Origin of the sequence: Pelagibacterium nitratireducens, from assembly GCF_037044555.1 — a bacterium.
In the GTDB taxonomy this organism is placed as follows: domain Bacteria; phylum Pseudomonadota; class Alphaproteobacteria; order Rhizobiales; family Devosiaceae; genus Pelagibacterium; species Pelagibacterium nitratireducens.
In genome coordinates, this window is sequence record NZ_CP146275.1 from 85,433 (window position 1) to 100,370 (window position 14,938).

At 59.2% G+C, this 14,938-nt stretch carries 13 protein-coding genes; 10 read left to right on the forward strand and 3 right to left on the reverse strand.

The features are described from left to right. Positions 1-404 precede the first annotated feature (404 nt). The 8 genes from hemE to V6617_RS00465 all read left to right on the forward strand — a co-directional run bounded on the left by hemE (position 405) and on the right by V6617_RS00465 (position 9,040). Complete coding sequence (gene hemE, locus V6617_RS00430) at positions 405-1,394, forward strand: uroporphyrinogen decarboxylase (protein ID WP_338610774.1); 990 nt, start codon at positions 405-407, stop codon at positions 1,392-1,394. Between the two features lie 27 nt (positions 1,395-1,421). Continuing rightward, positions 1,422-1,850, forward strand: a complete 429-nt coding sequence (hemJ, locus tag V6617_RS00435) for a protoporphyrinogen oxidase HemJ (RefSeq protein WP_338608402.1) — start codon at positions 1,422-1,424, stop codon at positions 1,848-1,850. 166 nt (positions 1,851-2,016) lie between these two features. Then, a complete protein-coding gene (gene rho / locus V6617_RS00440; protein ID WP_338608403.1) occupies positions 2,017-3,282 on the forward strand; it encodes a transcription termination factor Rho in 1,266 nt (421 codons plus the stop codon). Positions 3,283-3,370: 88 nt separating this feature from the next. After that, the gene (mnmE, locus tag V6617_RS00445; RefSeq protein ID WP_338608404.1) at positions 3,371-4,681 is read left to right on the forward strand and encodes a tRNA uridine-5-carboxymethylaminomethyl(34) synthesis GTPase MnmE; all 1,311 of its coding nucleotides are present in this window, start codon (positions 3,371-3,373) and stop codon (positions 4,679-4,681) included. A 103-nt stretch (positions 4,682-4,784) separates the two neighbouring features. Next, positions 4,785-6,650, forward strand: coding sequence for a tRNA uridine-5-carboxymethylaminomethyl(34) synthesis enzyme MnmG (gene mnmG, locus V6617_RS00450; RefSeq protein WP_338608405.1), 1,866 nt, complete (start codon positions 4,785-4,787; stop codon positions 6,648-6,650). Continuing rightward, positions 6,647-7,306 carry a 16S rRNA (guanine(527)-N(7))-methyltransferase RsmG gene (gene rsmG, locus V6617_RS00455; RefSeq protein WP_338608406.1) on the forward strand — a complete coding sequence of 220 codons (660 nt, stop codon included), beginning with the start codon at positions 6,647-6,649 and terminating at the stop codon, positions 7,304-7,306. The genes mnmG and rsmG overlap by 4 nt, the downstream gene beginning before the upstream one ends. A gap of 37 nt (positions 7,307-7,343) precedes the next feature. Further along, the gene (locus V6617_RS00460; protein WP_338608407.1) at positions 7,344-8,144 is read left to right on the forward strand and encodes a ParA family protein; all 801 of its coding nucleotides are present in this window, start codon (positions 7,344-7,346) and stop codon (positions 8,142-8,144) included. 11 nt (positions 8,145-8,155) lie between these two features. Then, a complete protein-coding gene (locus V6617_RS00465; protein ID WP_338610776.1) occupies positions 8,156-9,040 on the forward strand; it encodes a ParB/RepB/Spo0J family partition protein in 885 nt (294 codons plus the stop codon). Between the two features lie 167 nt (positions 9,041-9,207). On the opposite strand, the gene holA is transcribed toward V6617_RS00465, so the two are convergent. Genes holA through leuS form a run of 3 tightly spaced genes read right to left on the reverse strand, consistent with a single transcriptional unit; the run spans position 9,208 to position 13,329 of the window. Further along, positions 9,208-10,230 carry a DNA polymerase III subunit delta gene (gene holA, locus V6617_RS00470; RefSeq protein WP_338608408.1) on the reverse strand — a complete coding sequence of 341 codons (1,023 nt, stop codon included), beginning with the start codon at positions 10,228-10,230 and terminating at the stop codon, positions 9,208-9,210. Continuing rightward, on the reverse strand, positions 10,227-10,658 hold the full coding sequence (gene lptE / locus V6617_RS00475; protein ID WP_338608409.1) for an LPS assembly lipoprotein LptE: 432 nt from the start codon (positions 10,656-10,658) through the stop codon (positions 10,227-10,229). Before lptE ends, holA begins: the two co-directional genes overlap by 4 nt. Before the next feature lie 49 nt (positions 10,659-10,707). Beyond that, on the reverse strand, positions 10,708-13,329 hold the full coding sequence (gene leuS, locus V6617_RS00480) for a leucine--tRNA ligase (protein ID WP_338608410.1): 2,622 nt from the start codon (positions 13,327-13,329) through the stop codon (positions 10,708-10,710). Between the two features lie 93 nt (positions 13,330-13,422). Between leuS and V6617_RS00485 the strand changes: the two genes are divergently transcribed. Together V6617_RS00485 and V6617_RS00490 are read left to right on the forward strand one after the other, a co-directional pair. Next, a complete protein-coding gene (locus V6617_RS00485; RefSeq protein WP_338608411.1) occupies positions 13,423-14,097 on the forward strand; it encodes a YggS family pyridoxal phosphate-dependent enzyme in 675 nt (224 codons plus the stop codon). 105 nt (positions 14,098-14,202) lie between these two features. Continuing rightward, a complete protein-coding gene (locus V6617_RS00490) occupies positions 14,203-14,886 on the forward strand; it encodes a response regulator transcription factor (protein WP_338608412.1) in 684 nt (227 codons plus the stop codon). Positions 14,887-14,938 lie beyond the last annotated feature (52 nt).

Here is a 14,938-nt window from a genome sequence, read left to right on the forward strand (position 1 = left end):
CCAAAGGGCGATATTGGGTTAACAGTTGGTGAACTGGGGACAGCGCAGCGGCCCTGGGGACAAGACCGGGGAAAACCGTTCGCTGCGGCACCGGCTCAACGTTAATCTTTCATTAAGGATGTGCACAGGCGATCTCTTAACGAAACGTTAACGAAACCGGCGCGCCCTGATCTTTCGTCCCCGTTTTTCCGACAGGGTCCACACCCGTTCTGCCGCGCGAAACTGACGCAAGCCGATTTGGACGGGCCCGGTTGTGGGCTCGAAACAATTGGTGCAAAACACAGCTATAAAGAAGAAGAAGACTCTTAAAGATAGATTCCTTACAGACCGAAGAGTTCAGGCAATTGCAGTCTCCCTTACCCAAAATTCCAAGCGGAAAGCCGCTTCTCGATGCAGCGCATGGGATTCGGCAAAACCGCCCCCCTGTCTGGATCATGCGCCAGGCGGGACGCTACCTTCCCGAATATCGAGAGGTGCGCGAAAAGGCCGGAAGCTTTCTCGATCTTTGCTATTCGCCTGCTCTTGCCACCGAAGTCACGCTCCAGCCGTTACGCCGCTTCGATCTTGATGCGGCGATCCTTTTTTCCGATATCCTGGTGATCCCCCATGCACTGGGCCAGGATGTCCGCTTTGCGCCGGGCGAAGGACCGATCCTCGATCCGATCGACGAGACCACGATTGCAACGCTCAGGCCGGAAAAGGCTCTGGACAATCTCGAGAAGGTCCTTGAAGCGATTGATCGGATCAAGCTGGCTCTGAGCGAAAACAAGACGTTGATCGGGTTCTGTGGCGCCCCCTGGACGGTAGCGACCTACATGATCGGCGGCCGCGGCTCGCCCGACCAGGCTGCGGCGCGCCTGTTTGCGCTCCACCACCCGAAGGCCTTTGCCGCGCTGATCGATATTCTTGTCGAGGTTTCGGCCCAATACCTTGTCGCCCAGTTTCGCGCCGGAGCGGACATGGTGCAGCTTTTTGAAAGCTGGGCGCTCAACCTCGATGAAGACGCCTTTCGCACCCATGTGATCGAACCCAACCGGCGGATCGTCGAAAAGGTGCGCAGTTTTGTTCCCGATGCTCCGATCACCGGATTTCCGCGCGGCGCGGCAGGCATGCTTGCCGAATATGCGCAAAAGACGGGGGTGAGCGTGTTGGGGCTCGATTTTGCTACGCCTCTGGCTTTCGCGTCATCGAACCTGCCCAAAACGTTGCCCGTACAGGGCAATCTCGATCCCCTGCGACTGGTTGCGGGCGGCGCGCAGATGGAAGAGCGCACCAACGCGATCATCGAGGCGTTTTCCGACCGGCCGCATATCTTCAATCTGGGCCATGGCATTGTGCCGCAAACCCCGATTGCACATGTTTCACGCCTTGTCGATGTCGTTCACGGGCGCTAAGCAGGCGCATGATCAAGGGAGAGCACGATGCTGGAATGGGTCAAGGCGCTTCACGTGATTTCGGTCATCGCCTGGATGGCGGGAATGCTCTATCTGCCGCGGCTGTTCGTCTATCACGCCGACGCCGAAAAAGGTTCTGCCCAGTCTGAAACCTTCAAGGTGATGGAACGCCGGCTCTACCGGGCCATCATGACGCCGGCAATGATTGCCACCTGGGTGTTCGGGCTGTGGATGATCCACCTTTACGGCATGGGCATTTTCGCCATGGGCTGGATCTGGGTCAAACTGGCTTTCGTTTTTGCACTTTCCGGCTTTCACGGCTTTCTGGGCAAAAACCTGCGGGCCTTTGCCGGCGACGAGAATGCGCGGCCGGCCAAATTCTTCCGCGCCATCAACGAAGTGCCCACGGTGATGATGATCGTCATCGTCATCATGGTGATCGTAAAGCCATTCTAGCCCCTTTGGCCGTCAGGTTCCGGTTCTGCTTGCAATGGACGCCCTGAATGGTTTATGAGAAGCGGGCAACTCACCCGTTCGCGGTGAGATGGGTGGCAAATTGCTCCGCCCCGCTTCTCCCTCCTTTTTTAAGTTTATCCCGACCATCCCCCTAAGAAGGCTGATCATGGAATTCATGAAGCTCAGGGACCTCAAGGCCAAATCACCGGCCGAGTTGCAGTCCTTTGCCGAAGAGCTCGACGTCGAAAATGCCAATACACTGCGCAAGCAGGAATTGATGTTCGCCATCCTCAAGCAATTGGCGACCCGCGATGTGGAAATAACCGGCGAAGGCGTTGTCGAGGTCCTGCCCGATGGTTTCGGCTTCCTGCGCTCTCCCGATGCCAATTATCTGCCCGGTCCTGACGACATCTATGTCAGCCCCTCCCAGATTCGCCGTTTCGGGCTGCGCACCGGCGACACGGTCGAGGGCCAGATCCGCTCTCCCAAGGAAGGCGAGCGCTATTTTGCGCTGCTCAAGGTCAACACAATCAATTTCGAGGACCCCGAACGGGTCCGCCACAAGATCAATTTCGACAACCTCACCCCGCTCTATCCCGATGAGCGGCTGAACATGGAACTTGCCGATCCCACAACCAAGGATCGCTCGGCCCGCGTCATCGATCTGGTTGCACCGCTCGGCAAGGGCCAGCGCGCCCTGATCGTTGCTCCGCCGCGTACCGGTAAAACGGTATTGTTGCAAAATATTGCACAATCGATCGCCACCAATCATCCCGAATGCTATCTGATCGTGCTTCTGATCGACGAACGTCCCGAAGAAGTGACCGACATGCAGCGCTCGGTGAAGGGGGAAGTGATTTCCTCGACCTTTGACGAGCCGGCTTCGCGCCACGTTCAAGTTGCTGAAATGGTTATCGAAAAGGCCAAGCGACTTGTCGAGCACAAGCGCGACGTCGTAATTCTCCTCGATTCGATCACGCGCCTTGGCCGTGCCTACAACACCGTCGTTCCATCATCGGGGAAGGTTTTGACCGGTGGTGTGGATGCCAATGCGCTTCAGCGTCCCAAGCGCTTTTTCGGTGCGGCGCGCAATATCGAGGACGGTGGCTCGCTGACCATCATTTCGACGGCGCTGATCGACACCGGCAGCCGTATGGACGAGGTGATCTTTGAAGAGTTCAAGGGTACCGGCAACTCCGAAATCGTGCTTGACCGCAAGGTTTCCGACAAGCGCGTCTTCCCGGCCATCGACGTTACAAAGTCGGGCACCCGCAAGGAAGAACTGCTGGTCGAATCCGATATCTTGCGCAAGATGTATGTGCTGCGCCGGATCCTCAATCCGATGGGCACCGTCGATGCCATGGAATTCCTGCTCGACAAGCTGCGGCAGACCAAGACAAATGCCGAGTTCTTCGAGTCGATGAACACCTGATTTCGACCCGCTTCGGCTACATTTTTGAGGCCGCGCGTGGCGTTGACACGGCGCGGCCTTGCTGCATTCTGACCCCGGAATGACTTTGATGCAGACCAGCACAACCATTGCCGCGCTATCCACCGGCAGCCTGCCTTCGGGCGTTGCAATTATCAGGCTGTCCGGTCCAAAGACCTTTGCGGCGGTCGAGGCTCTGTGCGGCAGTCTGCCGGCGTCCCGCACTCTGGCACGCAAGACGCTGATCCATCCGGAAACCGGGGAAGCCCTCGACCAGGGCCTCGTTGCCGTTTTCCCCGGGCCTCATTCCTTCACCGGGCAGGATTGTGCCGAGCTTCAGGTTCATGGTTCACCGGCCGGCGTAAAGGCCATTCTGTCCACGCTGACCACCTGTTGCGGCCTTGAATTGGCCGGGGCCGGCGATTTCACCCGCCGCGCCTTTGAAAACGGCAAGCTCGATCTTACGGCCGTTGAGGGTCTTGGTGACCTCTTGGCGGCCGAAACCGAATCCCAGCGACGTCAGGCCCTCTCGCGCCTGGAAGGCGGTCTGGCCGATCAAGTTATGATCTGGCGGGCGTTGTTGCTGGACGCGCGAGCCGAGATCGAAGCGCGTCTCGATTTTTCAGACGAAGACGACGTACCATTCGCCCTACCGCATCATTTTATCGCCGATTTGCAGGCGCTTGGCCGCAAGCTCGCCGACGCACTGGCGAGCTATGACAGGGGCCGCATCGTCCGGGAGGGTTTCCGAATCGTCCTGGCTGGCGCACCCAACGCCGGCAAATCGAGCCTGCTCAATCGCCTGGCCGGCTCCGAGGTCGCGATCGTCACCGCCGAAGCGGGTACCACGCGCGATACCAAGGATGTCGCCATCGATCTCGGTGGTCAGCTCATCACGCTCACCGATACCGCCGGATTGCGCGAGACAGACAGTCTGGCGGAAGGCGAAGGCATCAGACGGGCAAAAAGGGCTATGGAAAGCGCCGATCTCGTCCTCTGGCTGCTTGCTCCGGACGCAGTAAGTGCACCGGACATTGAAATGGACGTTCCCGTCTGGCGCCTGGGCACCAAATCGGATCTCGGGCGGGGGGCCCTTGTGGTCGATCTGTCGCTGTCGGTCACCAGCGGAGAGGGTATCGAAACCTTGCTAAAGCGCATCGAAAGCCATATTGAAGGCCGCCTCGGTGCGAGTGAATCAAGCCTGGTCAGCCATCTGCGCGACAAAGACGCGCTCGAGCGGGCGATCGTCAGCGTTGAAACGGCATTGGAGCGGATCGACCAGCCCGAACTCTGCGCTGAAGACTTGCGCCGGGCTGCCGACACTCTGGCCGGACTGATCGGACTTATGGACAATGAAGCGGTATTGGACCAACTGTTTGCCGGTTTTTGCATCGGGAAGTGATTCACGTGAAACACGCCGCATCCTCGTCGCGAGGGATTCACGTGAAACAGTGGGCGCCAATGCGGGCAAGAGATTCACGTGAAACACCATCGAGAGTGCAATCATGACTGACTATGGCGTCATCATCGTTGGCGGGGGACACGCGGGAGCGGAAGCGGCCGCCGCTTCGGCACGCCTGGGGGTGGCAACCGCGCTGGTCACGCATCGGTTCGCAACCATTGGTGAAATGAGCTGTAATCCGGCAATCGGTGGTCTAGGCAAAGGCCATCTGGTCCGCGAGATCGACGCCCTCGATGGGGTCATGGGCCGCATCGCCGACAAGGGCGGCATTCAGTTCCGTGTGCTCAATCGCCGAAAAGGTCCGGCCGTGCGTGGGCCCCGTGCGCAGCAGGACCGCAAGCTTTATCGCGAGGCCATGCAGGCCGAACTGTCCGCAACGCCCAATCTCGACATTATCGAAGGCGAAGTCGACGATCTCATGGTGACCGATGGCGTGGTCAGCGGCGTCGTTCTGCTCGACGGTCGCCAGATTTCGACCAGAGCCGTGGTTCTGACGACCGGCACATTCCTGCGCGGTCTTATCCATCGTGGTGAGGAAACCATTCCGGCGGGCCGGGCCGGGGAAAAGCCGGTTCTGGGCCTTTCGGTCCGTCTTGAAGCGCTCGGGCTCAAGCTGGGCCGCCTCAAGACCGGCACGCCGCCGCGGCTCGATGCCAACACCATAGATTTCTCGGTGCTGAACGAACAGCTTGGCGACGAACCGCCCGAGCCGTTTTCAGCACTGACCGACGCCATCACAACCCGGCAGATTTCGTGTTTTGAAACCCGCACGACACCCGAGGCGCATCGGATCATCGCCGATAATCTTTCAAAATCAGCGATGTATTCGGGACGAATCCAGTCGCGCGGGCCGCGCTATTGCCCTTCGATCGAAGACAAGATCGTACGCTTTGCCGACAAAGACAGTCATCTGGTTTTCCTCGAGCCCGAGGGGCTCGACGATCCCACGATCTATCCCAATGGCCTTTCGACGTCCCTGCCGGCCGATGTGCAGCTGAAATTCCTGCAGGCCATGCCAGGGCTTGAAAATGTGGTGATCAAGCGTCCCGGCTATGCCATCGAATATGATCACGTTGATCCGCGGGAACTGGCGCCAAGCCTCATGCTGCGCGCCCTGCCGGGGCTTTACCTGGCAGGTCAGATCAATGGCACGACGGGCTATGAAGAGGCTGCCGCGCAGGGCCTTTTGGCCGGTGCCAACGCTGCATTGGCCGCGCTCGGGCGCATCCCACTCATCCTCTCGCGCACCAATTCCTATCTTGGCGTCATGATCGACGATCTGATTTCCCGCGGGGTGACCGAGCCTTATCGCATGTTCACCTCGCGCGCCGAGTTCCGTCTGCAGCTGAGGGTCGACAACGCCGACCAGCGCCTGACGCAGCTTGGAATAGACACCGGCATCGTCTCCAAAGAGCGTGAGCAGCATTTCCGCGCCCGTATGGAGCGGCTGGACGGAGCCAAGGCGCTTTTGCATTCCCTATGGGTAACCCCGACCGAAGCGCGCAAAGTCGGCGTGAACGTCAATGCGGATGGCGTGCGGCGTACCGCCTTTGAACTGATGAGCTACCCAACCACCACGCGGCAAGATCTTGAAGCCGTATGGCCTGAGATTTCAGACATGGAATCAAAGACTTATGAGCAGGTGGCCATCGACGCGCAATATGCTGTCTATCTGGAGCGCCAGAAGGCGGACGTTGAGGCCGTAAAGCGAGACGAAGCGCGTGCAATTCCCGAATGGCTCGATTACAGCCTCCTGCCCGGGCTGTCGAACGAAATGAAGCAAAAGCTCATTGCGGCTCGTCCCCAAACCATCGCCCAGGCCCAGCGCATCGAGGGCGTGACTCCGGCGGCACTGACATTGGTCCTGGCGGTTATCCGTCGTGGCCGTATCGACCGGAAGGCGTCATGACCGGTGATTCGCAGCGCTTGGCGGACCTTGAGCGCCACGGTGCGTCAATGTTCGGCAATGTTGAGGCCACTTTCACTCAACTCCATAGATTTTCGGACCATCTTTTGCGCTGGCAGAAGGTTCAGAATCTGGTTTCACGTGAAACACCGGGGGATCTGTGGTCGCGCCATATCCTTGATTCGCTTCAGATTTTGCCGCTGATCGGCCCAATTTCCGGGCCATTGCGCATTCTCGATATCGGCAGCGGCGGGGGTTTTCCCGCGATTCCCCTGGCCATCGCGTTGCAGGACGTCGATTTTTCCATGCATCTGATCGAATCCAACACACGAAAATGTGCGTTCCTGCGGGCCACGGCGCGCGAATTTGACCTGCCGATAACAGTTCATACTGCCAGAATAGAGGCGGTTCCGCCCGAAATTGTTGGGGTAGTGGATCTTTTTACCTCCCGGGCCCTGGCGCCCTTACCCTTGCTCTTGACCTATATCCACCGTTTTTGGAGCCCGCAAAGCCGCGCCATTCTGCATAAAGGGCGCGAAAATGGGGAAGAACTGAAATCAGCGGATTCAGATTGGGTTTACGATGTGTTAAAGCATCAAAGTGCGACGGACAAAGACGGCGTTCTGCTCGAGTTTTCCCATCTGAGGCCTCGCACCTAACCTAAGTGTTTGAAGCCGTGACGGTTTCGGAGGTCAGATGCATCCGCGTATCATTACACTCGCCAATCAAAAGGGTGGTGTCGGCAAGACGACGACGGCCATTAACCTTGCAACTGCCCTCGCCGCGATTGGCGAGCGTGTTCTGATCGTCGATCTCGATCCGCAGGGCAATGCCTCCACCGGGCTTGGGCTCGGCCGCCAGCAGCGTGAACGCTCGTCCTATGACCTGCTGCTCAACGAATCGACCGTCAAGGACGCGGCGGTGCTTACCAATGTACCCAACGTCGCGATCGTTCCCTCGACCATGGATCTGCTGGGTGTGGAATTGACGATCGCCGCCGAGCGGGATCGGGCCTTTCGTTTGAAGTCGGCATTGGATAACGTTGCCGAAGTGACCATCGATAACAAGCCGATCACCTATGTGCTGATCGACTGCCCGCCGTCGCTGAATCTGCTCACCATCAACGCGCTCACCGCTGCCGACGCGGTGCTTGTGCCGTTACAGTGCGAATTTTTCGCGCTGGAGGGTCTGAGCCAATTGCTTCAAACCATTGAGCAAATCCGCTCGACACTCAATCCGCGCCTGTCGATCCAGGGCGTGGTGATGACCATGTTCGACAAACGCAACAATCTGTCCGAGCAGGTGCTCAGCGATGTGCGCGAGCATATGGGAACGCTGGTCTACGACACCGTCATTCCCCGCAATGTGCGGCTTTCCGAGGCGCCCAGCTATGGTAAGCCGGCTTTGCTGTATGACCTTAAATGCGCCGGAAGTCAGGCCTATCTTCGATTGGCCACCGAAGTAATCAAGCGCGAACGCCAGTTGCGGGCGGCCTGATGGAGAAGACCATGAACGATAAACCCACTCGTCTCGGCCGCGGTCTGGCCGCTCTGATCGGCGATATGCAGCCTCTTGAAGCGGCGCCCCGCCAGGCAGAAGCCTCCACAGGCACCCGCCGGCTGCCCGTCGAATTCATAATTGCCAACCGGGCCAATCCGCGTAAGGATTTCGACGCCGAGCTGCTTGAGGATCTGACCAATTCGATCCGTGAAAAAGGCGTAATGCAGCCGCTTCTGGTGCGCCCGAGCGATCAGGGGCCCGATGTCTTTGAAATCATCGCGGGAGAGCGGCGCTGGCGCGCGGCGCAGCGCGCAGGACTGCACGAGGTTCCCGTCATCATCCGTGAGGTCGATGACAAGGAAGCGCTTGAGCTGGCAATCATCGAAAACGTCCAGCGCGCCGACCTCAATCCGCTTGAAGAAGCCCAAGGCTATGGGCAGCTGATCGAACAGTTCGACTATACCCAAAACGATCTGGCGCACGTCATTGGCAAGTCCCGCTCCCATGTTGCCAACACGCTCAGGTTGTTGCGGCTGCCCGACGAGGTCCAGCACATGCTCGAGCGCGGCGAGCTTACCGCGGGGCATGCCAGAACGTTGATTACCTCGGATGATCCATTGGCTTTGGCACGCCGAATCGTTGACGCCGGGCTGTCGGTGCGCGAGGCCGAAGCGTTGCATCAGCAGGGGGCGGAAGCGCGTCGGCCGCAACCGGCCGGCGAAAAGCGGCCGGCGTCGAAAGATGCGGACACACTGGCCCTGGAAAAGCAGCTGTCGGACGCCTTGGGCCTTTCGGTGACGCTCGATCACAAGGATCGTGGCGGCAAACTGGAAATCCGCTACAAAACGCTTGAGCAGCTCGACGGAATTTGCGCGCGCCTCATGCCGCATTGAGCGGCGTTGCACGTGAAACATTTGCCTAAGTTGCTGATATCTCTTGATCCATTCTGGACATAATAGCTCGGATCGCCGACTCTAGAATTTTGTTTTGTCCCGTATCCGAGCCGCACAACCGATTCCATGCGCGATGGCGTCGAGGACAGGTTTTTGCTCGACAGGTTCTATCGTCTGGCCGCGGCCATGCATATGGCAAGCAGCGCCTGGCGGCCTATGGCCGGGGCCAGTGGCCCCGATTTGCGGCTGTCGAGGATGGCGGCGGCCAGACGATTGCAGGCTGCCGCCAGCCCATCATCGTTCCAGAGCCTGAGCTGTTGCTCGAAACCGGCCTTGCGCGAAAAATGGATGCGTGGCGTTGCCCGGCTGACGATCTGGTCGACGCTTGCTCCGGCATCGATTTCAGCACGCATGGCACGCAGCCTCGAAAAATGCTGCATTGCGACGATCAGCAGGCGCTGTGCGTCGGTTCCGGCGGCCGCCGCGCGCGTCATGGCATCGTCGAAGCGACGGGCGTGGCCGGTGGCGATGGAATCGACGACAGCATCGATGGCCAGGGCCGCGTTATCACCGCACAATCGCATGACGTCGTCCCGGGTCAACCTGCCACCATCCCCGGCATAAAGAACGAGTTTTTGCAGTTCGCTGCGCGTTACCTGGCGGTCGTTGCCAAGCATGTCGCGCAGCATCGGCGCCAGATCGGCCTCCAGCGCAATATTGGCCGCGGCAAATGTTTCGCGGATCAATGTATCGATAGTCTGGCCGGTGTCGGCATAACAGGGCAATGCCCTGGCATCTTTGCGCGCTTCGGCATGCTTGCGCAGGGCGTCGGAGGGCTTTAGATCCGCGCCTTCCACGACGAAGAGGGCCTGGGCTCCTTCGTCGAGGAGTTCGACAAGGGTGGGCGCCAGTTTGTTTGTCGCCGCGCGAATGCGAATAGTGGTCTGACCGCCAAACAAGGATGGGCTGCGCGCCAGAATACCCAGTCTTTGGGGATCGGCGTCGATCTCGCTCATATGCAATTGCGACAGGCTTTCGGGATCTGGCGGATCGCCGGCGAAATACTTGACCAGCCGCGCCGCATTCTCGCTGACCAGACCGGTATCGGGACCATAAACCAGTACAAGGCCCGAGGTCAGGTCGGGGCGCGCGAGAAACTTCTCGATGTCGCGCCCCTTGAGTGCGCTCATCGTGCCTGCAGGACGGCCAGTAAAGCCAGACGAACAGTTTCTGCTGCTGCCTTTGCCGCCTGTTCTTCCGCTGCCGTCCGAGCGGCATCATCGGCGATGCTTTGGCCCGTCGTGCGATAGCCGGTGGTGGCCGAGCGCGTGCCGCCGGCGACGCTCATGCCATCGTCGACTACGAGATAAGTTATTGTGATCGTGAGCTGATTTTCCGCTATTGGCCCCGATATACTGGATAGGCCAATGCGCGTGGTGTTGGACGAAACCTGGGCAGAAAACTGCGGTGCGCCCGCGACGTTCGGCCCAAGTCGATCCGAAAGCGTGCGATAAACCACTTGCTCCAGGCGCGTTTCCGGTTCCGCATAGCTCAGGGCGAGGCTCGCGTTCGCCGCGTTCGCACCGCCGTAAATCGGCGTCAGTGTGCAGCCGGCCAAAGAGGCGGCCGCTGTTAGGGCAGCACCAAGGCACAAGGCACGAAGACCTCTAGCAAACCACATTGACGATCCTGTTGGGCACGACGATCACCTTTCGGGGTGGATTGCCTTCGAGAATGCGGACAACCGCGTCCAGTGACAAGGCCGCAGCTTCGGCCTGGGCCGAAGGCGCGTCTTTGGGCATTTCGATCTCACCACGCCGTTTGCCGTTGACCTGAACTGCCAAAACAACCGTGTCATCAACAAGATAGTCCGGGTCGGCTTCCGGCCAGGGCGTGTCGCAGATCATCGTCTGATGACCCAGATTGGCCCAACAGCTTTCGGCCAGATGAGGCATCATGGGAGCGATGAACTGCACGAAGCGTTCGATGGCCGTGCGCAGCGCAGTGATATTGGCCAGAGAGGGTGATCTGCTCACGGCCGGAATGAACTTCTGAATCGCATTGGCCAGCTCGTAGATCTGGGCGACGGCGCGATTGAACCGCAGCCCCGCCAGATCGGCCTCGATCAGGGCCGTGGCCTTATGGGCGGCCTTGAGGATTTCGACAGTGTGCGGCTCCTCACCGTCGATTATGGCCGGGTCGAGCGAAAGCAGCTCGCGCGCCTCGACGACCAGCTTGTAGGCCCGTTGAGTAAAGCGCCAAGCACCCTCGATGCCCGCTTCGGTCCACTGCACGTCGCGTTCGGGTGGCGAATCGGAAAGCACGAACCAGCGCACCGTATCGGCGCCATACGTGGCGATCATATCGTCGGGATCGATGACGTTGCGCTTGGATTTACTCATCTTTTCGATCGAGCCGATGACCACAGGCTCGCCGGTCACCGAAGAGGTTGCCACGCGCTGGCCATCGGATGCCTGCACCATGACTTCGGTAGGCGGCACCCAATTGCCCTGGGCGTCCTTGTAGGTCTCGTGAGTCACCATGCCCTGGGTGAACAGGCCCTTGAAGGGCTCATCGACATCCATGTGGCCTGTCTGGCTCATGGCGCGGGCGAAAAAGCGCGAATACAGCAGGTGCAAAATGGCGTGTTCGATGCCGCCGATGTACTGATCGACCGGCAGCCATTCGTTGGCCATCTCCGGAATCGTCGGATTGTCGGCGTGCGGTGCTGTAAAGCGAGCGAAATACCACGAGGAATCGACAAATGTATCCATCGTGTCGGTTTCCCGGCGCGCCTTGGAGCCGCATGATGGGCAATCGACGTATTTGAAGCTCGGGTGGCGGTCCAGCGGATTACCCGGCGTGTCGAACTCGACATCGGCCGGCAGACGGACCGGCAATTGATCCTTGGGCACGGGAACGATGCCGCAGGTGTCGCAATGGATGACAGGGATCGGGCAACCCCAGTAGCGCTGACGCGAGATGCCCCAGTCGCGCAGGCGATAATTGACCTGGCGGACACCCTGAGGCTTGCCTTCGACCTTTTCGGTTTCCAGAAAGCGGGCGATCGCATCCTTGGCGGCGTCGACATCCATACCGTCGAGAAATCCGGAATTAAAAGCGACCCCGGGACCGGTATAGGCTTCATCTTCAACGGAAAACACCTCGGCATCCGTGTTTGGCGGCAAAACGACGGGGATGACCGGGAGGTCGTATTTGCGGGCAAAATCGAGGTCGCGCTGGTCATGGGCCGGACAGCCGAAAATTGCGCCCGTGCCGTAATCCATCAAGACGAAATTGGCGACATAGACGGGCAGGGTTGCGCCTTCTATTACCGGATGGGTCACGGTAATTGTCGTGCGATAGCCCCGCTTTTCGGCAGTTTCGATCACTTCGGCCGAGGTGCCCATGCGGTGACACTCGGCGATGAATTCGGCCAGAGCCGGATCGGACTGGGCCAGATGGGCAGCCATGGGGTGGTCGGGCGAAAGGGCAACAAAGGAAGCGCCAAACAGCGTATCGGGCCGCGTGGTAAAAATCTCGACGCTGTCCTGACCCGCATCACCCGAAGCGACGCCAAACAGGATGCGCAGCCCTTCGGATCGTCCGATCCAGTTGCGCTGCATCAGTCGGACTTTTTCGGGCCAATCGGTCAGGCCGTCGATCGCGGAGAGCAGATCTTCGGCAAAATCGGAAATCTTGAAGAACCACTGGGTCAATTCGCGCTGTTCGACCAGCGCGCCCGAGCGCCAACCGCGGCCGTCGATCACCTGTTCGTTGGCCAGAACCGTATGGTCGACGGGGTCCCAGTTGACCTTGGAAGACTTGCGCGTGACCAGACCCGCTTCAAGCATATCGATGAACAGCATTTGCTGGCGGTGGTAATATTGTTCGTCACAGGTCGCAAATTCCCTGCTCCAGTCGAGCGAAAAACCCATAGATTGCAATTGCTTGCGCATTGCCGCGATATTGTCATAGGTCCACTCGCGCGGGTGGACCTTGTTGGCCATCGCCGCGTTTTCGGCGGGCATGCCGAACGCATCCCAACCCATTGGGTGGAGGACTTTTTTACCCTTGGCCCGCTGGAACCGTGCAACCACGTCGCCCATGGTGTAGTTGCGCACATGGCCGACATGGATGCGGCCCGAGGGGTAGGGAAACATCTCGAGCACATAGTAGGGCTCACGCGGATCGTCGTTGGACGTTTCGAAGGTTTTGTTCTCCGCCCAGACCTTTTGCCAATGAGGTTCTTGTTCGCGCGGATTGTAGCGCTCGGAAGCGTTTGCCATAGAAAGTACCGGTGGCCGCCCTATACTTGAGAAGAGATGAGAAATTGGGTAGGCGACCATCACCAGAAAAGCGCCGGAAGGTCAACCATTGCCATGAGCCCAAACGCCCCGGAAACCGCTGCCCAACGGCTCGCGGACATCAAGACCCGCATGGATCGAGCCGCCGGGCGGCTTGAAGGGGGCGCTCGCGCCAATCTGGTAGCCGTTTCCAAGACCTTCGATGCTTCGGCGATCGCTCCGGTCATTGAGGCCGGACAGCGTCATTTCGGTGAAAACCGTGTCCAGGAGGCGCAGGGCAAATGGCCCGCCCTGAAATCGGCATATCGCGATATCGTATTGCATCTGATTGGGCCGCTGCAGACCAACAAGGCGGGCGATGCGGTTGGATTGTTCGATGTCATCGAAAGCGTGGACCGCGACAAGTTGGCCAGGGTGCTCTCGGGTGAGATGGAAAAACAGAATCGGCATCTGCCTTGCTTCGTGCAGGTCAATATCGGGGGCGAAGCGCAAAAAGCGGGGGTGGCGGTATCGGAAACAGTCGCCTTCGTTGCCCGCTGCAGGGATCAATATGGGCTCGATATCGTTGGTTTGATGTGTATTCCCCCGGTCGAGGACGCTCCAGGGCCCTATTTTGCGCAGCTGGCGCGTTTGGCAAGAGAGGCCGGCGTTTCTCAATTGTCCATGGGGATGAGTTCGGATTTCGAGACGGCAATATTGATGGGAGCAACGCAGGTTCGGGTGGGTTCGGCGCTTTTCGGGGCTCGATAACGCGCATGTGATTGGCGAATGCCTCACTCAAGCTAGATTGAATCGTATGTCACTTCGAAAGACAGGTGTTTGCCGCTTGTCAGGAAAGAAGCGGGAGTTTTGCTGATGAACAAGCGCCGTTTGCTGGTCGTCGACGACGACACCGATCTGCGGGCCGCATTGGTGGGGCAGCTCGAACCCTATCGCGAGTTCGACATCACGGAAGCGGGAACGGCCTCCGGAGCGCGTGAAACCGCCCGGGCGGGCCATTTCGATCTTATGCTGCTTGATGTTGGCCTGCCCGACATGGATGGCCGGGAAGCCCTCAAGATCATGCGCAGCGACGGATTTAGGGCGCCGGTCATCATGCTGACGGGGCAGGACAGCGAGTCCGACGAAATTCTTGGACTTGAAAGCGGTGCAAATGACTATGTCACCAAGCCATTCCGCTTTTCGGTGCTTCTGGCGCGCATGCGTGCCGCGCTGCGCCAGCACGATCAGAGCGAGGATGTGGTTTTCACCATCGGGCCCTACAGCTTCCAGCCTGCGGCCAAGACACTGGAAAATGGCGATGGTTCGAAGATCCGTCTGACCGACAAGGAAACCTCGATCCTCAAATTCTTGTACCGGCAGGGTGCCAAGACCATTTCACGCGATGTCCTGCTCGCCGAAGTCTGGGGATACAACAATCGCGTCACAACCCATACGCTCGAGACCCATATCTACCGTTTGCGCCAAAAGATCGAACGCGACCCGTCAAATGCACGTCTTTTGGTCACTGAAGAAGGCGGATACCGGCTGGTTCCCTGATTTCCTCGGGGCCAGATCGGTCTAAGTCTTTGCGCGCGCGGTAATATATGCC

Bases quoted from the DNA above. Each gene is read 5' to 3' on its own strand.
- hemJ (WP_338608402.1), top strand. From the start codon at position 1,422: ATGCTGGAATGGGTCAAGGCGCTTCACGTGATTTCGGTCATCGCCTGG.
- rho (WP_338608403.1), top strand. From the start codon at position 2,017: ATGGAATTCATGAAGCTCAGGGACCTCAAGGCCAAATCACCGGCCGAG.
- mnmE (WP_338608404.1), top strand. From the start codon at position 3,371: ATGCAGACCAGCACAACCATTGCCGCGCTATCCACCGGCAGCCTGCCT.
- mnmG (WP_338608405.1), top strand. From the start codon at position 4,785: ATGACTGACTATGGCGTCATCATCGTTGGCGGGGGACACGCGGGAGCG.
- rsmG (WP_338608406.1), top strand. From the start codon at position 6,647: ATGACCGGTGATTCGCAGCGCTTGGCGGACCTTGAGCGCCACGGTGCG.
- V6617_RS00460 (WP_338608407.1), top strand. From the start codon at position 7,344: ATGCATCCGCGTATCATTACACTCGCCAATCAAAAGGGTGGTGTCGGC.
- V6617_RS00465 (WP_338610776.1), top strand. From the start codon at position 8,156: ATGAACGATAAACCCACTCGTCTCGGCCGCGGTCTGGCCGCTCTGATC.
- holA (WP_338608408.1), bottom strand. From the start codon at position 10,230: ATGAGCGCACTCAAGGGGCGCGACATCGAGAAGTTTCTCGCGCGCCCC.
- leuS (WP_338608410.1), bottom strand. From the start codon at position 13,329: ATGGCAAACGCTTCCGAGCGCTACAATCCGCGCGAACAAGAACCTCAT.
- V6617_RS00485 (WP_338608411.1), top strand. From the start codon at position 13,423: ATGAGCCCAAACGCCCCGGAAACCGCTGCCCAACGGCTCGCGGACATC.
- V6617_RS00490 (WP_338608412.1), top strand. From the start codon at position 14,203: ATGAACAAGCGCCGTTTGCTGGTCGTCGACGACGACACCGATCTGCGG.